General features: G+C 69.7%; 24 protein-coding genes. 5 read left to right on the top strand and 19 right to left on the bottom strand.

Annotated features, from left to right (window positions below; translation table 11 throughout):
• Position 1 precedes the first annotated feature (1 nt).
• From nuoK to LQ326_RS07310, 11 genes are read right to left on the bottom strand one after another with little or no spacing between them, the layout of a single operon-like run.
• Positions 2–301, bottom strand: coding sequence for an NADH-quinone oxidoreductase subunit NuoK (nuoK, locus tag LQ326_RS07360; protein WP_046726439.1), 300 nt, complete (start codon positions 299–301; stop codon positions 2–4).
• Positions 298–1140 carry an NADH-quinone oxidoreductase subunit J gene (locus LQ326_RS07355; RefSeq protein ID WP_234533937.1) on the bottom strand — a complete coding sequence of 281 codons (843 nt, stop codon included), beginning with the start codon at positions 1138–1140 and terminating at the stop codon, positions 298–300. The genes nuoK and LQ326_RS07355 overlap by 4 nt, the downstream gene beginning before the upstream one ends.
• A complete protein-coding gene (nuoI, locus tag LQ326_RS07350; protein ID WP_234533935.1) occupies positions 1137–1745 on the bottom strand; it encodes an NADH-quinone oxidoreductase subunit NuoI in 609 nt (202 codons plus the stop codon). The genes LQ326_RS07355 and nuoI overlap by 4 nt, the downstream gene beginning before the upstream one ends.
• On the bottom strand, positions 1738–3102 hold the full coding sequence (gene nuoH / locus LQ326_RS07345) for an NADH-quinone oxidoreductase subunit NuoH (RefSeq protein WP_234533934.1): 1365 nt from the start codon (positions 3100–3102) through the stop codon (positions 1738–1740). The genes nuoI and nuoH overlap by 8 nt, the downstream gene beginning before the upstream one ends.
• A complete protein-coding gene (locus LQ326_RS07340; RefSeq protein ID WP_234533931.1) occupies positions 3099–5600 on the bottom strand; it encodes an NADH-quinone oxidoreductase subunit G in 2502 nt (833 codons plus the stop codon). Before LQ326_RS07340 ends, nuoH begins: the two co-directional genes overlap by 4 nt.
• A complete protein-coding gene (nuoF, locus tag LQ326_RS07335) occupies positions 5597–6943 on the bottom strand; it encodes an NADH-quinone oxidoreductase subunit NuoF (RefSeq protein WP_268206763.1) in 1347 nt (448 codons plus the stop codon). Before nuoF ends, LQ326_RS07340 begins: the two co-directional genes overlap by 4 nt.
• Positions 6943–7818 (bottom strand): NADH-quinone oxidoreductase subunit NuoE, encoded by an 876-nt coding sequence (gene nuoE, locus LQ326_RS07330; protein WP_234533927.1) that lies wholly within the window; start codon positions 7816–7818, stop codon positions 6943–6945. The genes nuoF and nuoE overlap by 1 nt, the downstream gene beginning before the upstream one ends.
• A complete protein-coding gene (locus LQ326_RS07325) occupies positions 7815–9137 on the bottom strand; it encodes an NADH-quinone oxidoreductase subunit D (protein WP_234533925.1) in 1323 nt (440 codons plus the stop codon). Before LQ326_RS07325 ends, nuoE begins: the two co-directional genes overlap by 4 nt.
• Positions 9134–9877 (bottom strand): NADH-quinone oxidoreductase subunit C, encoded by a 744-nt coding sequence (locus LQ326_RS07320; RefSeq protein ID WP_234533923.1) that lies wholly within the window; start codon positions 9875–9877, stop codon positions 9134–9136. The genes LQ326_RS07325 and LQ326_RS07320 overlap by 4 nt, the downstream gene beginning before the upstream one ends.
• Positions 9874–10428: a NuoB/complex I 20 kDa subunit family protein gene (locus LQ326_RS07315; protein ID WP_234533921.1), complete on the bottom strand. Its 555-nt coding sequence runs from the start codon at positions 10426–10428 to the stop codon at positions 9874–9876. The genes LQ326_RS07320 and LQ326_RS07315 overlap by 4 nt, the downstream gene beginning before the upstream one ends.
• 13 nt (positions 10429–10441) lie before the next feature.
• Entirely contained in the window at positions 10442–10801 is a 360-nt protein-coding gene (locus LQ326_RS07310; protein ID WP_007383963.1) for an NADH-quinone oxidoreductase subunit A, read from the bottom strand.
• A gap of 768 nt (positions 10802–11569) precedes the next feature.
• Between LQ326_RS07310 and LQ326_RS07305 the strand changes: the two genes are divergently transcribed.
• Both LQ326_RS07305 and def read left to right on the top strand, forming a co-directional pair.
• On the top strand, positions 11570–12376 hold the full coding sequence (locus LQ326_RS07305) for a C40 family peptidase (RefSeq protein ID WP_234533919.1): 807 nt from the start codon (positions 11570–11572) through the stop codon (positions 12374–12376).
• Between the two features lie 233 nt (positions 12377–12609).
• Entirely contained in the window at positions 12610–13236 is a 627-nt protein-coding gene (gene def / locus LQ326_RS07300; RefSeq protein WP_234533917.1) for a peptide deformylase, read from the top strand.
• Positions 13237–13242: 6 nt separating this feature from the next.
• Here the strand turns inward: def and LQ326_RS07295 are convergent, their stop codons facing one another.
• A complete protein-coding gene (locus tag LQ326_RS07295; protein ID WP_234533916.1) occupies positions 13243–14577 on the bottom strand; it encodes a geranylgeranyl reductase family protein in 1335 nt (444 codons plus the stop codon).
• Between the two features lie 48 nt (positions 14578–14625).
• Here LQ326_RS07295 and LQ326_RS07290 point away from each other — a divergent pair, with 48 nt between their 5' ends.
• Positions 14626–15162, top strand: a complete 537-nt coding sequence (locus LQ326_RS07290) for a GNAT family N-acetyltransferase (RefSeq protein WP_234533913.1) — start codon at positions 14626–14628, stop codon at positions 15160–15162.
• Between the two features lie 110 nt (positions 15163–15272).
• Positions 15273–15581, top strand: coding sequence for a PASTA domain-containing protein (locus LQ326_RS07285; protein ID WP_234533911.1), 309 nt, complete (start codon positions 15273–15275; stop codon positions 15579–15581).
• A 15-nt stretch (positions 15582–15596) separates the two neighbouring features.
• On the opposite strand, the gene LQ326_RS07280 is transcribed toward LQ326_RS07285, so the two are convergent.
• Genes LQ326_RS07280 through LQ326_RS07265 form a run of 4 tightly spaced genes read right to left on the bottom strand, consistent with a single transcriptional unit; the run spans position 15597 to position 20465 of the window.
• Entirely contained in the window at positions 15597–16292 is a 696-nt protein-coding gene (locus tag LQ326_RS07280) for a demethylmenaquinone methyltransferase (RefSeq protein ID WP_234533907.1), read from the bottom strand.
• 24 nt (positions 16293–16316) lie between these two features.
• A complete protein-coding gene (locus LQ326_RS07275) occupies positions 16317–17633 on the bottom strand; it encodes an acyltransferase family protein (RefSeq protein ID WP_234533906.1) in 1317 nt (438 codons plus the stop codon).
• On the bottom strand, positions 17630–20035 hold the full coding sequence (locus LQ326_RS07270) for a bifunctional polysaccharide deacetylase/glycosyltransferase family 2 protein (RefSeq protein WP_234533903.1): 2406 nt from the start codon (positions 20033–20035) through the stop codon (positions 17630–17632). The genes LQ326_RS07275 and LQ326_RS07270 overlap by 4 nt, the downstream gene beginning before the upstream one ends.
• Before the next feature lie 22 nt (positions 20036–20057).
• Positions 20058–20465, bottom strand: a complete 408-nt coding sequence (locus tag LQ326_RS07265; protein WP_234533901.1) for a hypothetical protein — start codon at positions 20463–20465, stop codon at positions 20058–20060.
• Between the two features lie 305 nt (positions 20466–20770).
• Here LQ326_RS07265 and LQ326_RS07260 point away from each other — a divergent pair, with 305 nt between their 5' ends.
• Entirely contained in the window at positions 20771–21808 is a 1038-nt protein-coding gene (locus tag LQ326_RS07260; protein ID WP_234533899.1) for a chitinase, read from the top strand.
• A gap of 86 nt (positions 21809–21894) precedes the next feature.
• Here the strand turns inward: LQ326_RS07260 and LQ326_RS07255 are convergent, their stop codons facing one another.
• The 3 genes from LQ326_RS07255 to LQ326_RS07245 form a co-directional block, all read right to left on the bottom strand.
• On the bottom strand, positions 21895–22344 hold the full coding sequence (locus tag LQ326_RS07255; RefSeq protein ID WP_234533897.1) for an imidazolonepropionase-like domain-containing protein: 450 nt from the start codon (positions 22342–22344) through the stop codon (positions 21895–21897).
• Between the two features lie 7 nt (positions 22345–22351).
• A complete protein-coding gene (gene mqnC / locus LQ326_RS07250; protein WP_234533894.1) occupies positions 22352–23551 on the bottom strand; it encodes a cyclic dehypoxanthinyl futalosine synthase in 1200 nt (399 codons plus the stop codon).
• 84 nt (positions 23552–23635) lie between these two features.
• On the bottom strand, positions 23636–24442 hold the full coding sequence (locus LQ326_RS07245; RefSeq protein ID WP_372496778.1) for a prepilin peptidase: 807 nt from the start codon (positions 24440–24442) through the stop codon (positions 23636–23638).
• Positions 24443–24564: the final 122 nt, after the last annotated feature.

Here is a 24564-nt window from a genome sequence, read left to right as displayed (position 1 = left end):
CTTACAGCTTCATCAGGCTGGCGTCGTCGACCGAGGCCGAGTGGCGGGTACGGAACAGCGACACGATGATCGCGAGCCCGACCACGACCTCCGCGGCGGCGACGACCATCGTGAAGAACGCGATGATCTGGCCGTCGAGATTGCCGTGCATCCGGGAGAAGACGACGAACGCGAGGTTGCAGGCGTTCAGCATCAGCTCGATGCACATGAACACGACGATCGCGTTCCGTCTGATCAGCACACCGGTGGCGCCGATCGTGAACAACAGGGCGGCGAGATAGAGGTAGTAGACAGGATTCACTTCGACGCCTCCTCGCCGCGCTTGAGGTTCGCGGGCTCGACGGGGGTCCGCTCCAGCCGTTCCTCGGAGCGCTGTTCCAGGGCCCGCAGGTCGCCCAGCGCCTGCGCGGACACGTCACGGAGCTGGCCGCGGTCGCGGAGCGTCTTGCTGACGGTGAGCTCGGACGGGGTGCCGTCGGGGAGCAGGCCGGCGATGTCCACGGCGTTGTGCCGGGCGTAGACGCCGGGGGCCGGCAGCGGCGGCAGGTGCTTGCCCTCGCGGACGCGCTGTTCGGACTGCTCCCGCTGGGTCTTGGGGCGTTCGGTGCGCTCCCGGTGGGTGAGCACCATCGCGCCGACGGCGGCGGTGATGAGCAGCGCGCCGGTGATTTCGAAGGCGAAGACGTACTTGGTGAAGATCAGGGCGGCCAGGCCCTGCACGTTGCCGTTGGCGTTGGCCTGGCCGGTGCCGTCGAAGTTCTTCAGGGAGGCGTTGGCGATGCCCGCGAACAGCAGGACGCCGAAGCCGACTCCGCAGAGAAGAGCCAGCCAGCGCTGGCCCTTGATGGTCTCCTTCAGGGAATCCGCGGCGGTCACGCCGACCAGCATCACCACGAAGAGGAACAGCATCATGATCGCGCCGGTGTAGACGACGATCTGCACGATTCCCAGGAAGTAGGCGCCGTTGGCGAGGTAGAACACCGCCAGGACGATCATGGTTCCGGCCAGAGACAGCGCGCTGTGCACGGCCCGCTTCATGAAGACGGTGGACAGGGCGCCGATCACGGCGACGGTGCCGAGGACCCAGAACTGGAAGGCCTCGCCGGTGGAGGTGGCGTAGGCGGCGAACTGCTGGCTCATGCGTCCACCTCCCGCTCCTGCTCCTCGGGCTTCTCGCCCTTGGAGACGGCCACCTGGCGTACGGTCCCGGGCGCGGCCTCGGTGACCAGGCCCCGGTAGTAGTCCTGTTCGTCGGTCCCCGGGAAGATCGAGTGCGGGGTGTCGACCATGCCCTCTTCGAGACCGGCGAGGAGCTGTTCCTTGGTGTAGATGAGGTTCGCGCGGCTGCTGTCGGCCAGTTCGAACTCGTTGGTCATCGTGAGCGCGCGCGTGGGGCACGCTTCGATGCACAGGCCGCACAGGATGCAGCGGGCGTAGTTGATCTGGTAGACGCGGCCGTAGCGCTCGCCCGGCGAGTAACGCTCCTCGTCGGTGTTGTCGGCGCCCTCGACGTAGATGGCGTCGGCGGGGCAGGCCCAGGCGCACAGCTCGCAGCCGACGCACTTCTCCAGGCCGTCCGGATGGCGGTTGAGCTGGTGCCGTCCGTGGAACCGCGGGGCCGTGGTCTTCTTCTGCTCCGGGTACTGCTCGGTCAGCCGCTTCTTGAACATGGCCTTGAAGGTCACGCCGAAGCCGGCCACGGGATTCTGGAAACCGGGCTTGGTCTCCTTGGGCTCCTCAGCCATCGGACGCCTCCTTTCCATCCGTAGATCCGTCACTGACAGTGTCCGGCCCGCCACTGACAATCAGCTCCCGCTCCCGGCGGGGGCTGCGCCGGGGCACCGGCGGCAGTTCCTGTCCGGGCAGCGGCGGTACGGGGAAGCCACCCGCCATCGGGTCGAACGCGGCCGGCTCGGCGTCGGGCTGCGGGGCCTCCTTGCCCTTGTCGCGGAGGATGTCGACGACGAAGGACAGGAGCAGCAGGGCGAGGACTCCGCCGCCGACGTAGAGGGCGATGTCGGCGAAGTCGTAGTTCTGGTTGCGCAGCGTCCGGACGGTCGCGACGAGCATCAGCCAGACGACGGAGACCGGGATGAGGACCTTCCAGCCGAGCTTCATCAGCTGGTCGTAGCGCACGCGCGGGAGTGTGCCGCGCACCCAGACGAAGCCGAACAGCAGCAGGACGACCTTGGCGACGAACCAGAGCATCGGCCACCAGCCGTGGTTGGCGCCCGCCCAGACGGTGCTGATCGGCCACGGGGCCCGCCAGCCGCCGAGGAACAGGGTGGTCGACACGGCCGAGACGGTCACCATGTTGACGTACTCGGCGAGCATGAACATCGCGAACTTGATCGACGAGTACTCCGTGTTGAAGCCGCCGACCAGGTCGCCCTCGGACTCGGGCATGTCGAAGGGCGCGCGGTTGGTCTCGCCGATCATGGTGACGACGTAGAGGATGAACGAGACCGGCAGCAGCAGGATGTACCAGCGCCCCTGTTGCTGGTCGACGATCGTGGACGTCGACATCGAGCCGGAGTAGAGGAACACGGAGGCGAACGCGGCGCCCATGGCGATCTCGTAGGAGATCATCTGGGCACAGGAGCGCAGGCCGCCGAGGAGCGGGTAGGTGGAGCCGGAGCTCCAGCCGGCGAGGACGATGCCGTAGATGCCGACGGAGGCGACCGCGAGGATGTAGAGCATCGCGATCGGCAGGTCGGTGAGCTGCATCGTGGTGCGGTGGCCGAAGATGGAGATCTCGTTGTCGGCCGGGCCGAACGGGATGACCGCGATGGCCATGAACGCCGGGATCGCCGCGACGATCGGCGCGAGCACGTAGACGGCCTTGTCGGCGCGTTTGACGACGAGGTCTTCCTTCAGCATCAGTTTGATGCCGTCGGCGAGCGACTGGAGCATGCCCCAGGGGCCGTGCCGGTTGGGGCCGACGCGCAGCTGCATCCAGGCGACGACCTTGCGCTCCATGACGATGGAGATCAGCACGGTCACCATCAGGAAGGCGAAGCAGAAGACCGCCTTGAGGACGACCAGCCACCAGGGATCACGGCCGAACATGGAGAGGTCTTCGGCGGCGAGGTACAGCCTCATGCCTCCACCTCCTTGGGTGCCTCACCGGCGGTGGCCGCCGGGCCGATGCGGACGAGGGAGCCGGGCAGGGCTCCGGTGTCGGAGGCGACGCCGCCGCCGACCGAGTTCAGCGGGAGCCAGACCACCCGGTCGGGCATCTCGGTGATCCGGACCGGGAGTTCGACGGTGCCGGAGCCCCCGGTGACGGCGATGAGGCCGCCGTTCTCGACGCCCGCCTCGGCGGCGGTCGCCGCGGACACGCGCGCGTGGGCGGCGTGCCGGGTGCCTGCCAGCGCCTCGTCGCCCTCCTGGAGGACACCTTGGTCGAGGAGGAGCCGGTGCCCGGCGAGCACCGCCTCCCCGGCCGCCGGCCGTGGCAGCGGTTCCGCCGTCTCCCGCGGCTCGGCGGCCCTCGCCCCGTCCCAGGCGCCGAGCCGGTCCAGCTCCGCCCGCGCGGTGCGCAGGTCGGGCAGGCCGAGGTGGACGTCCATGGCGTCGGCGAGCATCTGCAGCACGCGCGCGTCGGTGGGCGGGAGCCGCCGGGTCATCTGGTCCGGCTTGAGAGCGGCCTCGAACAGACGGGCCCGGCCTTCCCAGTTGAGGAAGGTGCCGGCCTTCTCGGCGACCGCGGCGACCGGCAGGACGACGTCGGCGTGTTCGGTGACCTCACTGGGCCGCAGCTCCAGCGAGACCAGGAAGCCGACGGCTTCGAGTGCCGCACGCGCGCCTGCCGGATCGGGCAGGTCGGCCACCTCGACGCCGGCGACCAGCAGGGCGGAGAGTTCGCCGCGGGCGGCGGCCTCGACGATCTGGCCGGTGTCGCGGCCGTAGCGGAGCGGGAGTTCCGAGACGCCCCAGGCGGCGGCGACCTCCGCACGCGCGCGCGGGTCGGTGGCCGGACGGCCGCCCGGCAGCAGCGACGGCAGCGCACCCGCCTCGATCGCGCCCCGCTCACCGGCCCGGCGCGGGATCCACATCAGCTGGGCGCCGGTGGCGGTGGCGGCCCGTACGGCGGCGGTGAGACCGCCGACGACCGACGCCAGCCGCTCCCCTACGACGATCACCGCGCCGTCGGCGCGCAGCGCCTCGGCGGCCTGGGTGCCGGGCTCCTCCAGGCCGACGCCGCTCGCGAGGGCGTCAAGCCACTCGGTCTCGGTGCCGGGAGCGGCCGGCAGCAGCGTGCCGCCCGCCTTCTCCAGCCCGCGGGTGGGGAACGTGGCCACGGAGAACACCCGCTGCTTGCGCTTGCGCCAGGCCTTGCGCAGCCGCAGGAAGACGCCGGGTGCCTCCTCCTCCGACTCGAACCCGACGAGCAGGACGGCCGGCGCCTTCTCCAGAGAGGTGTAGGTGACCCCGTGGCCATCGAGGTCGTGGCCGCGCCCGGCGATCCGGGCGGCCAGGAAGTCGGCCTCCTCGCCGCTGTGCACGCGCGCGCGGAAGTCGATGTCGTTGGTGTCCAGGGCCACGCGCGCGAACTTGCTGTACGCGTAGGCGTCCTCGACGGTGAGCCGGCCGCCGGTGAGGACGCCGGCCCGGGAGCGGGCGGCGGCCAGTCCCCGCGCGGCCGCTTCGAGGGCCTCCGGCCAGGAGGCGGGTTCGAGCACGCCCTGCTCGCCTCGGACCAGCGGGGTCTCCAGGCGGTCCTTCTGCTGCGCGTACCGGAACGCGAAGCGTCCCTTGTCGCAGATCCACTCCTCGTTGACCTCGGGGTCGTTGGCGGCGAGCCGCCGCATGACCTTGCCGCGCCGGTGGTCGGTGCGGGTGGCGCAGCCGCCCGAGCAGTGCTCGCACACGGACGGCGAGGAGACCAGGTCGAAGGGGCGGGAGCGGAAGCGGTACGCCGCCGAGGTCAGCGCGCCGACCGGGCAGATCTGGATGGTGTTCCCGGAGAAGTACGACTCGAACGGGTCGCCTTCGCCGATGCCGACCTGCTGCAGCGCGCCGCGCTCCAGGAGCTCGATCATCGGGTCGCCGGCGACCTGGTTGGAGAACCGGGTGCAGCGCGCGCACAGCACGCAGCGCTCGCGGTCGAGGAGCACCTGGGTGGAGATCGGCACGGGCTTCTCGTAGGTGCGCTTCCTGCCGTCGAAGCGGGACTCGGCGTTGCCGTGCGACATCGCCTGGTTCTGCAGCGGGCACTCGCCGCCCTTGTCGCAGACCGGGCAGTCCAGCGGGTGGTTGATGAGCAGCATCTCCATAATGCCGTGCTGCGCCTTCTCGGCCACGGGTGAGGTGAGCTGAGTCTTCACCACCATGCCGTCCGTACACGTGATCGTGCAGGACGCCATGGGCTTGCGCTGGCCCTCGACCTCGACGATGCACTGCCGGCAGGCCCCGACCGGGTCCAGCAGGGGGTGGTCGCAGAAGCGCGGGATCTCGATGCCGAGTTGTTCGGCGGCGCGGATGACCAGGGTGCCCTTGGGCACGCTGATCTCGATGCCGTCGATCGTCAGCGTGACGAGGTCCTGCGGCGGGACCGCCGCTCCCCCCGACGAGGGGGAACTCGTGGTCACGGTCATGCGTTCACCTCCGGGCGGTCCGCCCAGGCCGTCGACTTGGCCGGGTCGAAGGGGCAGCCCCGGCCCGTGATGTGCTGTTCGTACTCCTCGCGGAAGTACTTCAGCGAGGAGAAGATGGGGGACGCCGCGCCGTCGCCGAGGGCACAGAAGGCCTTGCCGTTGATGTTGTCGGCGATGTCGTTGAGTTTGTCGAGGTCGGACATGACGCCCTTGCCGGCCTCGATGTCGCGCAGCAGCTGCACGAGCCAGTAGGTGCCTTCACGGCAGGGGGTGCACTTGCCGCAGGACTCGTGGGCGTAGAACTCGGTCCAGCGGGTGACGGCGCGGACGACGCAGGTGGTCTCGTCGAAGCACTGGAGTGCTTTCGTGCCGAGCATGGAACCCGCGGCGCCCACTCCTTCGTAGTCGAGAGGGACGTCGAGGTGCTCCTCGGTGAACATCGGCGTCGAGGAGCCGCCCGGGGTCCAGAACTTCAGGCGGTGGCCGGGGCGCATCCCGCCGCTCATGTCGAGGAGCTGGCGCAGGGTGATGCCGAGCGGTGCCTCGTACTGTCCTGGGCTCACGACATGGCCGCTGAGGGAGTAGAGCGTGAAGCCGGGTGACTTCTCGCTCCCCATCGACCTGAACCATTCCTTGCCGTTCTTGAGGATGGCGGGAACCGAGGCGATGGACTCGACGTTGTTCACAACAGTCGGGCAGGCGTAGAGCCCTTCGACAGCCGGGAAGGGGGGACGCAGCCGCGGTTGGCCGCGGCGGCCTTCGAGCGAGTCGAGCAGTGCGGTCTCCTCACCGCAGATGTACGCGCCGGCGCCGGCGTGCACGGTGAGTTGCAGGTCGAGTCCGCTGCCGAGGATGTTCTCGCCGAGGTAGCCGGCCGCGTAGGCCTCGCGCACGGCCTCGTGCAACCGCCGCAGGACGGGGACGACCTCACCACGCAGATAGATGAAGGCATGCGACGACCGGATGGCGTAGCACGCGATCACGATGCCCTCGATGAGGCTGTGCGGGTTGGCGAACAGGAGCGGGATGTCCTTGCAGGTCCCGGGCTCCGATTCGTCGGCGTTGACAACCAGATAGTGCGGTTTGCCGTCTCCCTGCGGGATGAACTGCCACTTCATCCCGGTGGGGAATCCCGCGCCGCCGCGGCCGCGCAGCCCGGACTCCTTGACGTAGGCGATCAGGTCGTCCGGTGACATGGCGAGCGCCTTGCGGAGCCCCTCGTATCCTTCGTGCCTCCGGTAGACGTCGAGCGTCCAGGACCGGTCCTCGTCCCAGAAGGCCGACAGCACGGGTGCGAGCAGCTTCTCGGGGCTGGTGTCCTTGAGGTCGGGTACCACCGTCATCACTCCCCCTCCTCGGCGGCAGGCCCTGCCGGGTGCGACGGGTCGGAGGCCGAGGTCTCCTGCGGTGCGTCATGGGAACTGAGGTGCTCGGCCGGCGACGGCTCGTGCACCGGCCGGTCCTGCCGGCCCTGCGCCTCCTGCGGACCTCCGCGCGGATGGACCACGCGCGCGGGTGCGGCCTCGCCCCTTGCCAGGCGGAGGCCCGTCAGCGACGCGGGTCCCGCACTCCCGCTCTCCTCGACGGCTCCGGGCCGCTCGTCGGGGAAGCCGGCCAGGATCCGCGCGGTCTCCTTGAAGGTGCACAGCCGGGCACCGCGCGTGGGCTCGACGTCCCGGCCCGCGCGCAGGTCGTCGACCAGGCGCTTCGCGCTGGCCGGGGTCTGGTTGTCGAAGAACTCCCAGTTGACCATCACGACGGGCGCGAAGTCGCAGGCCGCGTTGCACTCGATGTGCTCCAGGGTGACCTTGCCGTCGCCGGTGGTCTCGCCGTTGCCGACGCCGAGGTGCTCCTGGAGGGTCTCGAAGATCGCGTCGCCGCCCATGACCGCGCACAGCGTGTTGGTGCAGACGCCGACCTGGTAGTCGCCGGAGGGCTTGCGCCGGTACATGGTGTAGAAGGTGGCGACCGCGGTGACCTCGGCCGTGGTCAGGTCCAGGACGTCCGCGCAGAACTGCATCCCGGTGCGGGTGACGTGGCCCTCCTCCGCCTGTACGAGATGCAGCAGCGGCAGCAGGGCGGACCGGGAGTCGGGGTAGCGGGCGACGATGTCGCGCGCGTCCGCCTCCAGGCGGGCCCGGACGTCGTCCGGATAGGCGGGCGCGGGCAGCTCGGGCATGCCCAGGCTGACTCCGCGCTCCGAGGAAGAGGTGGTCACCGGTCGACGCCTCCCATCACGGGGTCGATGGACGCGACGGCAACGATGACGTCGGCGACCTGGCCGCCCTCGCACATCGCCGCCATGGCCTGCAGGTTGGTGAAGGACGGGTCACGGAAGTGGACCCGGTAGGGTCGGGTGCCGCCGTCGGAGACGGCGTGCACGCCGAGCTCGCCCTTGGGCGACTCGACGGCCGCGTAGACCTGCCCGGGCGGGACCCGGAAGCCCTCGGTGACCAGCTTGAAGTGGTGGATCAGGGCCTCCATGGAGGTGCCCATGATCTTCTTGATGTGGTCGAGGGAGTTGCCGAGTCCGTCCGGCCCGAGGGCGAGCTGGGCGGGCCAGGCGATCTTCTTGTCGGCGACCATGACCGGCCCCGGCTGGAGCCGGTCCAGGCACTGCTCGACGATCCCGAGCGACTGGCGCATCTCCTCCAGGCGGACCAGGAAGCGGCCGTAGGCGTCGCAGGTGTCGGCGGTCGGGATCTCGAAGTCGTACGTCTCGTAGCCGCAGTACGGCTGGGCCTTGCGCAGGTCGTGCGGCAGGCCGGCGGAGCGCAGGATCGGGCCGGTGGCGCCGAGGGCCATGCAGCCCGCCAGGTCCAGGTAGCCGATGTCCTGCATGCGGGCCTTGAAGATGGGGTTCCCGGTGGCGAGCTTGTCGTACTCCGGGAGGTTCTTGCGCATCTTCTTCACGAACTCGCGGATCTGGTCGACCGCGCCGGGCGGCAGGTCCTGGGCGAGGCCGCCGGGGCGGATGTACGCGTGGTTCATCCGCAGGCCGGTGATGAGTTCGTAGAGATCGAGAATCATTTCACGATCACGGAAGCCGTAGATCATGATCGTGGTGGCGCCGAGTTCCATGCCACCGGTGGCGATGCACACCAGGTGGGAGGAGAGCCGGTTCAGCTCCATCAGGAGCACCCGGATGATCTTGGCGCGCTCGCTGATCTGATCCTCGATGCCGAGGAGCTTCTCGACGGCGAGACAGTAGGCGGTCTCGTTGAAGAAGGACGTCAGGTAGTCCATGCGCGTCACGAAGGTGGTGCCCTGCGTCCACGTGCGGAACTCGAGGTTCTTCTCGATGCCGGTGTGGAGATAGCCGATGCCGCAGCGGGCCTCGGTGACCGTCTCGCCGTCGATCTCCAGGATGAGGCGGAGCACCCCATGGGTGGACGGATGCTGGGGACCCATGTTGACGACGATGCGTTCGTCGTCGGCGCGGGCCGCGGACTGGACGATCTCGTCCCAGTCGCCACCGGTGACCGTGTAGACGGTGCCCTCGGTGGTCTCCCGCGGAGTTGCGTGCTGCGTGCTCATGAGTACGACCTCCGCTGGTCCGGAGCCGGGATCTGGGCGCCCTTGTACTCGACGGGGATGCCGCCGAGGGGGTAGTCCTTGCGCTGCGGATGGCCCTGCCAGTCGTCCGGCATCATGATCCGCGTCAGGGCCGGGTGACCGTCGAAGACGATCCCGAAGAAGTCGTAGGTCTCGCGCTCGTGCCAGTCGTTGGTCGGGTAGACGGAGACCAGGGACGGGATGTGCGGGTCGGCGTCCGGGGCGCTTACCTCCAGCCGGATCAGCCGGTTGTGGGTGATCGAGCGCAGGTGGTAGACGGCGTGCAGCTCGCGGCCCTTGTCGTGGAGGTAGTGGACACCGCTGACGCCGGTGCACAGCTCGAAGCGCAGGGCCGGGTCGTCGCGCAGGGTGCGGGCGACGCGCGGCAGGTGCTCGCGCTCGATGTGGAAGGTGAGCTCGCCGCGGTCGACGACCGTCTTCTCGATGGCGTTCTCGGGGAGGAGTCCTTGTTCCTCCAGGGCGCCCTCCAGCTCGTCGGCGACCTCGTCGAACCAGCCGCCGTAGGGGCGGGCCGCCGGTCCCGGGAGCCGGACCGAGCGGACCAGACCGCCGTAGCCGGAGGTGTCGCCGCCGTTGTTGGCGCCGAACATGCCGCGCTGGACGCGGATCTCCTCACCGCCCTGGCCGCGCTGTCCCGGGAGGTTGTCGGCGGCCAGGTCCTTCTCCGGGTTGACGCCGTTGTGGCCGTTCGCGTCGCTCACCGCAGCAGCCCCTTCATCTCGATCGTGGGCAGGGCCTTGAGCGCCGCCTCCTCCGCCTCCTGGGCCGCTTCCCGCGCGTTGACGCCGAGCTTGGAGGTCTGGATCTTCTGGTGGAGCTTGAGGATCGCGCCCATCAGCATCTCGGGGCGCGGCGGGCAGCCGGGCAGGTAGATGTCGACGGGCACGATGTGGTCGACGCCCTGGACGATCGCGTAGTTGTTGAACATGCCGCCCGAGGACGCACAGACGCCCATGGAGATCACCCACTTGGGGTTGGGCATCTGGTCGTAGACCTGCCTGAGCACCGGCGCCATCTTCTGGCTGACCCGGCCGGCGACGATCATGAGGTCGGCCTGGCGGGGTGAGCCGCGGAAGACCTCCATGCCGAAGCGGGCCAGGTCGTAGCGGCCGGCGCCGGTGGTCATCATCTCGATGGCGCAGCAGGCGAGGCCGAAGGTGGCGGGGAAGACGGACGCCTTGCGTACCCAGCCCGCGGCCTGCTCGACGGTGGTCAGCAGGAATCCGCTCGGCAGCTTTTCTTCGAGTCCCATGTCTAAAGGCCCCTCAGTCCCATTCCAGGCCGCCGCGCCGCCAGACGTACGCGTAGGCGACGAAGACGGTGAGCACGAAGAGCAGCATCTCCACGAGCCCGAAAACACCCAGGGCGTCGAAGGTGACGGCCCAGGGGTAGAGGAAGACGATCTCGATGTCGAAGACGATGAAGAGCATCGCCGTCAGGTAGTACTTGATCGGGAAACGCCCGCCGCCGGCCGGCGTGGGGGTCGGCTCGATTCCGCACTCGTATGCTTCGAGCTTGGCGCGGTTGTACCGCTTCGGACCGATCAGCGTGGCCATGACCACGGAGAAGATCGCAAAGCCTGCCCCGAGGGCTCCCAGTACGAGGATGGGCGCATAGGCGTTCACCGCTCCTCGCTCCTCTCAGTCGGCACTGACTGGTGGCGGTTCGGATCGGGCTCCCCACCTGCCTCGTCCGTCACGCGAACCCCGCGCGTCCCGGCGAAGATCGCGAACATGTGAAGCAGGTCACAAGCCCAACTGCCTCGCATCTTATGCCCGCCGCTCTGTGATCTGCGACACGGGGTATTACACAAGCTTTGTGATCTCCACCACCTGACGATCGATCATGAAGTCGGATGAGTAGTGATCTTCACACCTGAAGCGTTCGGCTGATCACCAGAAGTGACGTTTTCGACCGTTGACGCAGACAGGAGGGGGTTTTGGGCGGGCGTCTCTATATCAAGAGAGTTCCTTTGCATGCAAATTGGTGATGGACCGGGCCCCTTGATAGTGGGCCGCGTTCACACGTCGGAGGGAGGTGCGGAAGGCGATGTGGACGCGTGCACGCGTTCACGAACCCCGGCGGACTCGACGCCGGCTCGACCCCCGCGCGAGACGCACCCCTCCCGGTGACCGTTCCGTGACCTCCGCCACATTGATGAGAGGCGCCTGAGAACCGGGCTTGGCCAACGACCGCAACCGATGGTAGGTCGGGAGCAATCCGGACGTAACAGCGAAAGAACGTGATCACGGGCTTGATCGCGAGCGTCCGCAATGTCCGTTACGGCGTCAATAAAGAAAGACATCCGAGGGATTCGCGGTCTCGATTGAGCAACTGTGGCGCAGCACACGTTTCTTGTAGATATGAAGGAGCCCCTGATACCGGTTGTTCCCATGTCCCACACCGCTCACATACGCAACCACCGGAAGCCCCGCCGCAGCGCGACGACCAACATCGCCGTGCGCGCCGGAGTTGCCGGTGGTGTCCTCGGCATGGCAGCGGCGGGCGCGGCCTCGGCGAGTGCCGCCGAACCCGTGACGCAGACGCTCGAACTGCCCACCCTGACGGCCGATCTGGCCACCCAGGTGGCTCAGTCCGCCGACGCCACACAGCAGGCCGCGGCGAACTACACCCTCCAGGCCGAGCGCGACGCGGCCGCCGCGAATGCCGCGAAGCAGGCCAAGGCGGACCTCGCCGACGCCAAGCAGAAGGCCGACGCCAAGAAGAAGAAGGCCGAGGAGGCCCGCAGGGCCGCCGCGGAGCGCGCCGCCTCGCGCAGTGCAGAGCGGACCACTCTCAGCGCCGCCACGAGCTCCAGCGCCTCCACGAGCACGTCCACGGCGACCGGTTCGGCCGCCGCGGTGGTCGCCTTCGTGAAGGCGCAGATCGGCGACGCCTACGTCTCCGGCGGCACGGGCCCCAACTCGTGGGACTGCTCGGGTCTCGTCCAGGCCGCCTTCAAGTCCGTCGGCGTCAGCCTGCCGCGCGTCTCCCAGGACCAGTCGACGCAGGGCACCCAGGTCTCGCTGAGCAACCTCCAGCCCGGCGACATCCTCTACTGGGGCAGCGCCGGCAGCGCGTACCACGTGGCGGTGTACGTCGGTGGCGGCATGTTCGTCGGCGCGCAGAACCCCTCCAGCGGCGTCGGTGAGCACCCGCTGTCGTACGACCCGCCGACCGGTGCGGTGCGGGTGCTCTGACAAGACGGGCAACAACGACAACTCGGGCATTACGCAAGCACGGTAGGGCCGCAGCCGCTCGGGGGCAGCGGCCCTTCCGGCGCGCCCGCCCTTCTCCCCCGTTGCCCACAGGCCACAGGACGGCACGAGGGTTTTCCACAGGCCCGCCCGCGATCCGGTGACTCCTGGGATGCTCGACGCAGGCCGCTCGCACACAGCGCGGCGGCCCCGAGATCCGAGAAGGAGACATCGCGATGCCACGCGTCTTCGTCCAGGGGAACCCCATGGACTACTACCCCCGGCACGCCCCCGAGGCCCGGCGCGGTTCGGTGCGCCGGATCACCGAGACCGGTGAGGACGTCCTGCACAAGCCCTGCCGGGACGTCACCGAGTTCGGACCCGACCTCGCCGCGCTCATCGACGACATGTTCCTCACCATGTACGTCGCCGAGGGTGCCGGCCTCGCCGCGAACCAGGTCGGGGTCGATCTGCGGCTGTTCGTCTACGACTGCCCGGACGACGACGGTGTCCGGCATGTCGGGCATGTTGTCAACCCCGTGCTGGCGGCGCAGGACCCGGCCGGGCGGCGGCTGCTGGACGACAGCGAGGGGTGCCTGTCGGTGCCGGGCGCCGTGATGGACGTACCGCGGCCGGACCGGGCGGTCGTGCACGGGCAGGACAAGGACGGCAATCCCCTCACCATCGAGGGAACGGGGTATTTCGCCCGCTGCCTGGCGCACGAGACCGACCATGTGAACGGGCACGTGTATCTCGACCGGCTCTCCAAGCGGGAGCGGCGGGAAGCGCTGCGGCAGGTGACGGACCGGCGGGAGGACGTCTACGCCCGCCGGTCCGCCAACATCGAGGCGATCGGCTCCTGAGAGCGGTCAGGCCTTCGGGGCCACCTTGCTCAGACCGTTGATGATGCGGTCCATCGCGTCGCCGCCGGTCGGGTCGGTGAGGTTCGCCAGGAGCTTCAGGGTGAACTTCATCAGCAGCGGGTGGGTCAGACCGCGCTGGGCGGCGATCTGCATGACCTTCGGGTTGCCGATGAGCTTCACGAAGGCGCGGCCCAGCGTGTAGTAGCCGCCGTAGGTGTCCTTGAGGACGCGCGGGTAGCGCTGCAGGGCCAGTTCGCGCCCGCCGGCCGTGGCCCGCGCGTGGGCCTGGACGATGACGTCGGCGGCGAGTTGGCCGGACTCCATGGCGTAGGCGATGCCCTCGCCGTTGAACGGGTTGACCAGGCCGCCGGCGTCACCGACGAGGAGGAGGCCGCGCGTGTAGTGGGGCTGGCGGTTGAAGGCCATGGGAAGGGCGGCACCGCGGATCGGGCCGGTCATGTTCTCGGGGGTGTAGCCCCAGTCCTCGGGCATGGAGGCGCACCAGGCCTTGAGGACCTCGCGCCAGTCCAGTTCCTTGAAGGAGTCGGAGGTGTTCAGGACACCCAGACCCACGTTGGAGGTGCCGTCGCCCATGCCGAAGATCCAGCCGTAGCCGGGCAGCAGGCGGTCCTGGGGGCCGCGGCGGTCCCAGAGTTCCAGCCAGGACTCCAGGTAGTCGTCGTCATGGCGGGGGGAGGTGAAGTAGGTCCGGACGGCCACGCCCATCGGGCGGTCCTCGCGGCGGTGCAGGCCCATCGCGAGGGAGAGCCGGGTGGAGTTGCCGTCGGCGGCCACGACGAGCGGGGCGTGGAAGGTGACTTCGCGCTTCTCCTCGCCGAGCTTGGCGTGCACACCGGTGATCCGGCCGGTGCGGTCGTCGACGACGGGGGCGCCGACGTTGCAGCGCTCGAAGAGGCGGGCGCCCGCCTTCTGCGCCTGGCGGGCGAGTTGTTCGTCGAAGTCGTCGCGCTTGCGGACGAGGCCGTAGTCGGGGAAGGAGGCGAGATCCGGCCAGTCGAGCTGGAGGCGGGTGCCGCCGCCGATGATGCGCAGGCCCTTGTTGCGCAGCCAGCCGGCCTCCTCGGAGATGTCGATGCCCATGGCGACCAACTGCTTCACCGCGCGCGGGGTGAGTCCGTCGCCGCACACCTTCTCGCGCGGGAACTCGGTCTTCTCCAACAGGAGGACGTCGAGGCCGGCCTTGGCGAGATGGTAGGCCGTCGTGGAGCCGGCTGGCCCCGCGCCGACGACGATGACATCGGCGGTGTTTTCGGAGAGGGGCTCGGTCACGGCGGGGGCTCCCCAAGGCTCGAAATCTGCGTGCCGACCGGCACTGGACATGGGCAGTCTATTCAGCGGTACTGATCACCCTGCTGAAGGGCTGCCCCTGTGAACCGAGCTCTCCCCGCGGTACGGCTGCGTGTACCCACGCACGAGGACGCGTTCGCCTGGCATCGGGTCTTCGACGACCCGGAGGTCATGGAGTTCTACGGCGGGAGGTCCGCGGAGCTGTCCGTCTACGAGGAGCTCACCGCCCGCCAGCGCCGGCACGACGCGGAGCTCGGCTTCTGCCTGTGGACGATGACCGACGAGTCGGGACAGGTCATCGGCTTCACCGGCGCGCAGCCGTGGGCGTCGGACTGGGGGCCCAGGGGCGAGATCGAGATCGGCTGGCGGCTCGGGCGGGCGCACTGGGGCAAGGGGTATGTGACGGCGGCGGCGCACATGACGCTGGGGCGGCTGCGGGCGGCGGGCGTGCCGGAGGTGGTGGCGATGGTGCGGCCGGGGAACGAGCGGTCGGTCGCGGTCACCAGGCGCCTCGGGATGGAACTGGCGGAGACGTTCCCGCACCCGCGGCTCCCGGAGGAGGCGCTGTGCTTCCGGCTCGACCTGCGTGACGGCACGCCACACAATCACAGAGAGTGACGATCTGTTACAGAAAGACACTTGGCGCTTCCGGCCGCCGCATCCCGGGGGTTACCCTTCCAGTACCGCTGGGGGTGACATCTGTGCATATAACACCCAAAACGCCCGAAGTGCGCGTGCCGCGACTGGTCGGACTGATGGCCCTGGACGCGCGCGAGACCGCCCGGGCGCGGGGGCTGTTCCTCAACGCGCCGGACCGGCCGGACTTCCCTCTCACGGTCGTCGACTACGTCGTACGCCAGTTCCCGCAAGCCGGTGCCGAGGTGCCGCGGGACTCCATGGTGTACGTGTGGTTCGACTTCGGTGAGGGCGAGGGCGGCGGGGGCGTGCGCGAGCCCCGTGTCCCACGGCCGCCGCAGGGCGGGCTGCAACGGGAGCTGGACCGGCCCGGGGACGCTTTCGAGGTGAGCAGCCTGTGAGTGGCCGGCCGGGGCTCAGGCCTCCTTGAAGCCCCGGTGCAGGGCGACGATGCCGCCGGTGAGGTTGCGCCAGGCCACCTTCGACCAGCCCGCCGCCCGCAGCCGTCCGGCGAGGGCGGGCTGGTCGGGCCAGGCGCGGATGGACTCGGCGAGGTAGACATAGGCGTCCGGGTTGGAGGAGACCGCACGGGCGACCGGCGGCAGGGCGCGCATCAGGTACTCGGTGTAGACGGTCCGCAAGGGCGCCCAGGTCGGATGCGAGAACTCGCAGATCACGACCCGGCCGCCGGGCCGCGTCACCCGGTACATCTCGCGCAGGGCCGCGTCGGTGTCCTGGACGTTGCGCAGCCCGAAGGAGATCGTCACGGCGTCGAAGGTGTCGTCTCCGAACGGCAGCCGGGTGGCGTCGCCCGCGGTGAAGGGCATCCAGGCGTTGCGCCGCTTGCCGACCTGGAGCATCCCCAGGGAGAAGTCGCAGGGCACGACGTAGGCACCGGCCCGGACGAACGGCTGGGAGGAGGTGCCCGTGCCGGCCGCCAGGTCCAGGATCTTCTGCGCGGGGCGCGCGTCGACCGCCCTGGCGACCTCCTTCCGCCACTGCCGGTCCTGGCCGAGCGAGAGGACGTCGTTGGTCAGGTCGTACCGTTCCGCCACGTCGTCGAACATCGAGGCGACTTCGTGCGGCTGCTTGTTCAGGGAGGCGCGGGTCACGCTCGCCATTCTTGCAGCACGCCCTCAGGGGACGAGCTTCGGCTTCTTCTTCGCGGCCACGTCCTCCACCCAGCCGCATGCCACGACGAACACCGCGATCAGGATCCAGCCGACGCCGAACATGAACCACTGGCTGTCCAGCGGGAGCCATTTCTCGAACGCGGGCACGTTCCACATCCGGTCGATCAGCGGGACCGCGAGGACGAGGGCGATCTCGTGCCAGAGGTAGATCGTCACCGCGCGGGCGTTGAAGATCGTGACCGTCCGGTCGAGCTTCCTGAAGCGGGTCAGCCAGCCGAAGTCGATCTTGAAGTAGGCCTTCGCCCACATCAGCAGCGACACGAAACCGGCCGACCAGAAGGCCTGTGCGAGGGGGTTCTCGTCCAGGTCGTAGGTGCCGAAGTCGGCCTGGTGCGAGAAGGCGTACCAGCCGCCGTAGCCGACGGCGGCGAGCGAGCCCACGACCACCAGGGCCGGCCGCATCCGCTGCAGCACTCCGTCGCGGTGCGCGAAGCCGAGGATCCAGCAGAAGAGGTACGTCGACAGATCCCACAGCGCGGAGCCGAACCGGTTGTCCGGGCCCGGCCAGACGAAGTTCAGGACCAGGATCGGGGCGAGGGAGAGGAGGAGGACCGGCACCGGGGCCTTGCGGAAGACCCACAGCAGGGCCGGGGAGAGGAGGACGAACCAGAGGTAGGTGCGCAGGTACCAGAGGATCTCCCAGGCCTGCGTGCCCCACGCGTTGCCCGGCGGGTCGCCGAGCGGCACGATCCAGTAGACGATCTGCCAGCCCGGCATCCAGTCGTGGACCAGCATCGCCAGGACGACGAAGAAGCCCCAGAACCAGAACGGGGGGAGCAGGCGGCGGAGGCGGCTCCTGACGACCTTCGGCGCCGGGCGCTCCAGGGACTTCGCCATGAGGGTGCCGGCGAGGCCGAACATGACGCCCATGGAGGGGAACACCATGCCGCACCAGGCCCAGCCGAAGGTGTGGTAGGTGACGACGCGGACGAGGGCGACGGCCCTGAGGGTGTCGAAGTAACGGTCCCTCGCGGGTTTGCCGGGCCGCGAGTCCGGGGCGGAATCCTCGGCGCCCGCTTGTCCGGTGCCCGGAGTCGTGGGCACAGGGCTTGTGTCCGGCTCCGCCGGCGGCAGCGGTGCCGTCTGTTCGGCCGCCGGGGGGTGGCCGTAGTCGACGTACTGCTGTCGCTGTGGGTACGGCTGCTGGGCGTACTGCTGCTGGCCGGCGTAGGGGCCGTAGCCGTAGCCCTCGTAGCCCTGCTGGTACGGGTTCTGCTGGTACGGGTTCTGCTGGTACGGGTTCTGCTGGTCCCAGGTCATCGGCCGCCCACCCCCGCCGGGGTGCCGACCTCGCCGGTGCGCTTGAGTTTCTGCCAGCGCAGGCGGCCGCCGGTGAGGGCGGTGATGCAGGAGTGGATGAGGACGAGGTACATCATCTGGCGGTAGGCCAGCTGCTGCAGCGGCATCATGGCGAGGTAACGGTACTTCTCCTTGTCGAGCCGGAACGCGTAGGCCGCGCAGGTCAGTTGGATGCCGAGGACGGCGAGCCAGGCCAGCAGGGCCGCCTCGAAGTCGACGAAGATCATGGAGTAGGCCGTGAAGACGTCGATGAGCGGGGCGAAGACCGGTGTGACGATCTGGAAGAGGACGACCAGGGGCATGCCGACGCGGCCGAAGCGGCCCGAAGCGCCCTTGTCGGTGAGGGACTTGCGGTGCTTCCACAGGGCCTGCATGGTGCCGTAGGACCAGCGGTAGCGCTGGGACCACAGCTGCTTGAACGAACCGGGCGCCTCCGTCCAGGCCTTGGCGTGCTCCTGGTAGACGACCCGCCGGCCCGCGCGGTGCATGGCGATGGTGATGTCGGTGTCCTCGGCGAGGGTGTCCTCGCTCATGCCGCCCACCTGGAGCACCGCCTCGCGGCGGAACGCGCCGACGGCGCCGGGGATGGTGGGCATGCAGCGCAGCAGGTCGTACATGCGCCGGTCGAGGTTGAAGCCCATCACGTACTCGATGTGCTGCCAGGCGCCGATGATCGTGTCGCGGTTGCCGACCTTGGCGTTGCCCGCGACGGCGCCGACCTCGGGGTCGGCGAACGGCTGCGCGAGGTGCCGTACCGTCTCCGGCTCGAAGACCGTGTCGCCGTCCATCATCACGACGATGTCGTGACTGGCGTTGCGCACCCCGTTGTTGAGGGCGGCCGGCTTGCCCGCGTTCTCCTGGCGGATGACGCGGACGTTGGTCATGCCGAGCTTGTCGGCGGCGCCGCGGGCGATCTCGGAGGTACCGTCCGTGGAACCGTCGTCGACGACGATGATCTCGATCGGGTGGGTGCTCCGCGCCAGTGACTCCAGGGTGTTGGCGATGCATTCCTTCTCGTTGTACGCCGGGACGATCACGCTCACCGGCCGGGTGACCGCCGGCCCCCAGCTGAAGCGGCGTTTGTTGCGCTGTCTGTAGTGGCGGCGGGCGATGAGCAGCATCATCCCGAAGCGGCCCATCACCGCGACGCCGACGACGAACAGCAGGCCGGAGAGGACGGGGAGGGCCCACTCGGCTATCGCGACCGCCACGATGAGCGACTTGCCCTCGTAGAGGGTCATGCCGGTGGCCGTGCGGTGGGCGGCCTGCAGACGGGAGACGGTGGCCGCTCCGGTCCCCGTGCCGGTGCCAGTGCCGGTGCCGGTGCGGCCAGTGCGGCCAGTGCCGGTGCCCGTGCCCGAGCCGGTGCCCGTGCCCGAGCCGGTTCCGGCCACCCCGGCCTCGGTGACGCCGGTGGCGGTCTGGCCGGTCGTCCTGCCGGTCGCTCCGGTGTTCGTGGCGGCGGCCTGCCGGTTGGCGGCGTTCCGCTTCTCGATGACCCCGCTGACGGTGGTGAAGGCGTAGCCCTTCGCCTTCATCTTCTTGATGTACTGCGGCAGCGCCTTGATCGTCTGCGAGCGCTCGCCACCGGCGTCGTGGAAGAGGACCGCCGCGCCCTCGGTGCCGCTCGGCGTGGCCCACCTGACGATCTTCGAGACCCCCGGCCTCTTCCAGTCGTCGCTGTCGGTGTCGACGAAGACGCTGGTGTAGCCCTCGTTGCCGAGCCTCTTGTAGACCGGCCAGCTGTAGTTGTCGATGGCGTCCGTCTCGGAGGAGTACGGGGCGCGGAACAGGGTCGTGGTGATGCCGGCCGCGCCCGCCAGCGCGAGCTGCGTCTGCTCCATCTCGCGGTTGATCCGGGCGTCGCTCTGGTACGACAGATCGACGTGCGTGAAGGTGTGGATGCCGACCTCCTCGCCCTGCTGGACCATCGTCTTCACGATGCCCGGGTAGCGCGACACCATCGACCCGACCAGGAAGAACGTGCCGGGCAAGTCGTACTGCTCAAGGATCTTGAGGACCTGCGGGGTGTAGGTCGGGTTCGGGCCGTCGTCGAAGGTGAGGGCGATGGTCTTGGAGGGGACCGTGACGGTGGTCGCCTGGCCGCCCCGGAAGGTGAGGATCGGGCCGCCGTCGAGGATCGTGTCCGGCACCTTGCTGGAGCTTGCGCCGGTGCGGACCCGCTGGTCGCCGCCGACCTCTGCGCGCAGATAGCCGTCGAGCAGCATCACGCAGGTCAGTGCCAGCAGGAGCAGCAGGGCGAGGATGACACGTGGTTTCTGCAGCGCCGCGGCCCTGCCCGCCGCCCGCTCGATACGGGAGGGGGCGCGCCTGCGGCCGCGTGCGGACGTCGGTGTGGTCATGGGAAAGGGCCTGCGCTTCCGGTCAGTCGGCGGTGCCGGAGGCGGACGTGGACGCGGATACGGACTCGGAAGGGGTTGCGGACGGGGTTGGGGTGGTCGAGGGCGTCGCCGACGGGCTGCCGCTGGGCAGGCCGGCCTGACGGCCGATGCCGCCCTGCGGGCGCTCGCCACCGGGAACGCCGCCGGCCCGCGAGAAGTCCGGGAACAGCGAGTCCGGGGTCAGCGAGGTTCCCCACCCCATGAAGGCGGCGCCGAGTACTCCTGTGTAGGCGAGGCAGACGACGCCGAGGAGGAGGCCGACCCGTCGCAGCACCTTGGACCGGCGCCCGGAGGAATCGACGAAGACGGGCCCCTCGGCAGACCCGTTGCCTTGTTTGCGGCGGCGACCACGCCCCGCGGCGCGGCTTTCGATGGCAGGCTCGGATTGCATTCCCCGGATATTAGGGAGCCTTTATGTGATCGCCTTCGCGGTTCTTGTGAGGCGCCCATGAGAAACCCCTTCGCCTGTCTTTTCGCTGAGAGATTCCACGAAAGACTGCGGCGACCGCCCGGCAGGGAAAATCGGCTGAACACCCGTTTCATCCCACACTTTTCACCCGTTACATACCTTTTATTTCATGAGGTCTCCATGTGTTGGCCGAACCGGTGAACACCATGAGCGTGTGAGACGTTTCCCTTTGGAATCAGGCTTTGTTTCGAGTCTGAGACACACATCACGAGAGCGGGTGCATCTGAATGCGGAGTTTCCTCAGGCCGGCTGCCGGGCTTGTCTTGCTGTTTGCCATAGCAGTCACGGGGTGCTCCTCGGGCTCCGGCGGCACGTCGGACGCGGCGCCCGCACCGTCGAAGAAGGCGTCGGCCTCGGCGGGCGAGGCCGACGGGTCGAACGGGTCCGGCACGGCGTACGCGCCCTACGTCAGCGCGACGGAGGCCGCCGGCACGGACGACGCGGGGTCGCCCTCGACGTACAACCTCGCCTTCGTGATCGCCGGCGGCAGCGGCTGCACCCCGGCCTGGAACGGGACGGACGCGATCGGCGGTTCGGCCGTGAAGTCACGGATCTCCGAGCTGAAGGAGAACGGCGCGACGGTCCGGGTCTCCTTCGGCGGGGCCTCGGGCAAGGAGCTGGCGACGACGTGCTCCACCGCGTCGGAACTCGCCGCCGCGTACGGCGCCGCGCTGGACGCCGCGGGCTCCTCCCAGGCCGACTTCGACATCGAGGGCGACACGCTGACCGACTCGGACTCGGTCGCCCTGCGGTCGGAGGCGATCGCGCGGCTCCAGAAGGAACGGCCGGACCTGAAGGTCTCCTTCACGCTGCCCGTGATGCCGTCGGGGCTCGACTCCGGCGGCCTCGCGCTGCTGGAGTCCGCCAACGAGTACGACGTGCAGGTCTCGACGGTCGACATCATGACCATGAACTACGGCGAGTCGTACGACGGGGACATGGGCGACTACGCGGTCACCTCGGCGAAGGCCGCGCACGCGCAGTTGAAGAAGGTGTTCGGGCTGTCGGACGCGGGCGCGTGGGGCGGGATGGCGCTGACCTCGATGATCGGGGTGAACGACGTGGACGGGGAGACGTTCTCGCTGTCCGACGCCGCGGATGTGCGGGCGTTCGCGGAGAAGGAGGGGATCGCCTGGGTGTCGATGTGGTCGACGTCCAGGGATGCGCAGTGTGAGAGCGGGACGGCTTCGCAGGATGACGCGGCGACCGACTGCAGTGGGGTGAGCCAGAGCCCGGGGGCGTTCGGGGAGGCGTTCGCCGGCTGAGTGCGCGACCGCGGGTGGTACGTGACTGGTCGCGCCCACCCGGCGGAGCGCACCTGGACAGCGCCCCGCGCCCCTCAAGGGCGCTCCTATCGCCGTCTGTGCACCAGGCGGCCCGCGCACACCGTCGCGATGCACTCCCCCGCCCCGTCGAACACCGCCAGGTCGGCCCGGCCGGACCGCACGATCGTCGGCTTCGGGGGCGGGTCCGGAAGAACCGTAACGTCGTTGCGGTCCGCCGCCGCCCGCAGCTCGGGTGAGTCGGCGTACCGCTCCAGGACCGCCGCCGCTCCCCGCTTGAGCACCGCGTGCACACGCTCCCGCGGGCTCGGGGCCGCCGGGAGGGGGCCGTCGTGGACGCGGGCGGGGCCCAGGGCGCCCGGCCAGGTGCGGAGCCTCGCCCGTGGGAACCGTGCGCGCAGCTCGTCGCAGGTCCCGATCGCGGCGATCCGGTCGGCCGCCACCACCACGGCGCCGTTCTCGATCGGCTCGGCGTCCCAGGTGACCAGGACCCGGTCCGCCGCGTGAATCGTCTCCACCGGTGCGTCAGTTGGAGGCGAGGAGCTTCAGTTCGGGGTGCGCGGTGCCGCCCTCGATCGCCGTCGAGGAGATGTGGGACATCACCCGCTCGTCGACCGGGTCGTTCGCCGGGTCGTCGTGGACGACCAGGTGCTCGTAGGTCGTGGCGCGCTGCGCCGGGACGCGGCCCGCCTTGCGGATCAGGTCGATGATCTCCAGGCGGTTGGAGCGGTGCTTGGCGCCGGCCGAGGAGACGACGTTCTCCTCCAGCATGATCGAGCCGAGGTCGTCCGCGCCGTAGTGGAGCGAGAGCTGGCCGACCTCCTTGCCCGTGGTCAGCCAGGAGCCCTGGATGTGGGCGACGTTGTCGAGGAAGACGCGGGCGATCGCGATCATCCGCAGGTACTCGAAGAGCGTGGCCTGGGTGCGGCCCTTCAGGTGGTTGTTCTCGGGCTGGTAGGTGTACGGGATGAAGGCGCGGAAGCCGCCCGTGCGGTCCTGGACGTCCCGGATCATGCGCAGGTGCTCGATGCGCTCGGCGTTGGTCTCGCCGGTGCCCATGAGCATCGTGGACGTGGACTCCACGCCCAGCCCGTGCGCGGTCTCCATGATCTCCAGCCAGCGCTCGCCGCTCTCCTTGAGGGGCGCGATGGCCTTGCGGGGGCGCGCGGGAAGGAGTTCCGCGCCGGCGCCCGCGAAGGAGTCCAGGCCGGCCTCGTGGATGCGGGTGATGGCCTCTTCGACGGCGACCCCGGAGATCCTCGCCATGTGCTCGACCTCGGACGCGCCGAGAGAGTGGATGACCAGCTGCGGGAACGCGTCCTTGATCGCCTTGAAGTGCTTCTCGTAGTACTCGACGCCGTAGTCCGGGTGGTGGCCGCCCTGGAACATGATCTGGGTGCCGCCCAGCTCGACCGTCTCCGCGCAGCGGCGCAGGATGTCGTCGAGGTCGCGGGTCCAGCCCTTGGCGGTGTCCTTGGGGGCCGCGTAGAAGGCGCAGAACTTGCAGGCCGTGACGCACACGTTCGTGTAGTTGATGTTCCGCTCGATGATGTACGTCGCGATGTGCTCGGTGCCGGCGTACCGGCGGCGGCGTACTGCGTCGGCGGCGGCGCCCAGCGCGTGCAGCGGGGCGTCGCGGTAGAGGTCGAGCGCCTCTTCCGGGGTGATCCGCCCACCGGCAGCGGCACGGTCGAGGACGGACTGGAGATCGGCCTTCTCGGTCACCGGGCGCGTCCCTTTCGAAGTGGCTTGTGGACGGACCGAACCAGCCTACGCCAGCCCCGCGTCCGTCTTTCGAACGGCCCGGCCTCAGGCCGTGTACGCGCCGACCAGCAGCCCCGCGAACGCCCCCGCGATCAGGAACGGCCCGAACGCGATCGCCGTCTTGCGCCCGGCCCGCCGGAGGACGACGAGCGCACCGCCGTACAGGGCGCCGAGCAGGAAGCCGGCGAAGGTGCCGAGCAGCACGGTGGGCCAGCCGTACCAGCCGAGGACGGCGCCCGTGCCGAGGGCCAGTTTGACGTCGCCGAAGCCCATGCCGCCGGGGTTGACGAGGAAGAGGACGAAGTAGCCGCCGCCGAGGGCCAGGGCCGCGTAGAGGGAGGTGAACCAGTCGCCGGTGTGCTCGGGGAGCAGGGCGGCCACCCCGAGGAGCGCGAGGGCGGCGGCCGCGAGGGGGAGGGTGAGCGGGTCGGGGAGCCGCCGCACCCGGAAGTCCACCACCGCGAGCAGCACGCCGACGGGGGCCAGGAGCAGCCAGACGGCGAGTTCGGGGCGGGTGCCGGTGGCCAGCGCGAGGGCTGCGCAGGCGACGGCCGTGGCGAGGGCGAGGGGGGCGGTGCGGACGGCGCGGGGGGCGCGGGCGCGGGTGGCAGGTGCGGGTTCGTGGGTTGTTGCGGTTTTGGTGTTCCCACCCGCACCACCCGTGCGGGTTTCGTCGTCAGGTGCGGGTGGCCCCTGTGGGGCGTCCTCGCCATCGGCGGCTGCGGGTTCGCCGTCAGCGCGGGGCGCGGACGCCTCGACCGGTGCGGGCGTGGAGACCTCGACCGATGCGGGTGTGGAGGCCGCAGGGTCGGTGCTGTGTGGTGGGGCGGTCGTGTCGTCGTCCGTCGGCAGGCCCCTCTCAGTCCCCGCCGCCACCCCGTCGGACGGCACCCGGCGCGCGTTCCGCGGGTCCGCGTCCGTGCCCCGCGCGCACTGCTCGCACAGCCTCCGGCCCAGCCACCCTCTGATCGGGT

It is taken from the genome of Streptomyces shenzhenensis (genome assembly GCF_021462265.1).
In the GTDB taxonomy this organism is placed as follows: Bacteria; Actinomycetota; Actinomycetes; order Streptomycetales; family Streptomycetaceae; genus Streptomyces; species Streptomyces shenzhenensis.
This window is presented reverse-complemented; position numbering and strand designations above follow the sequence as displayed.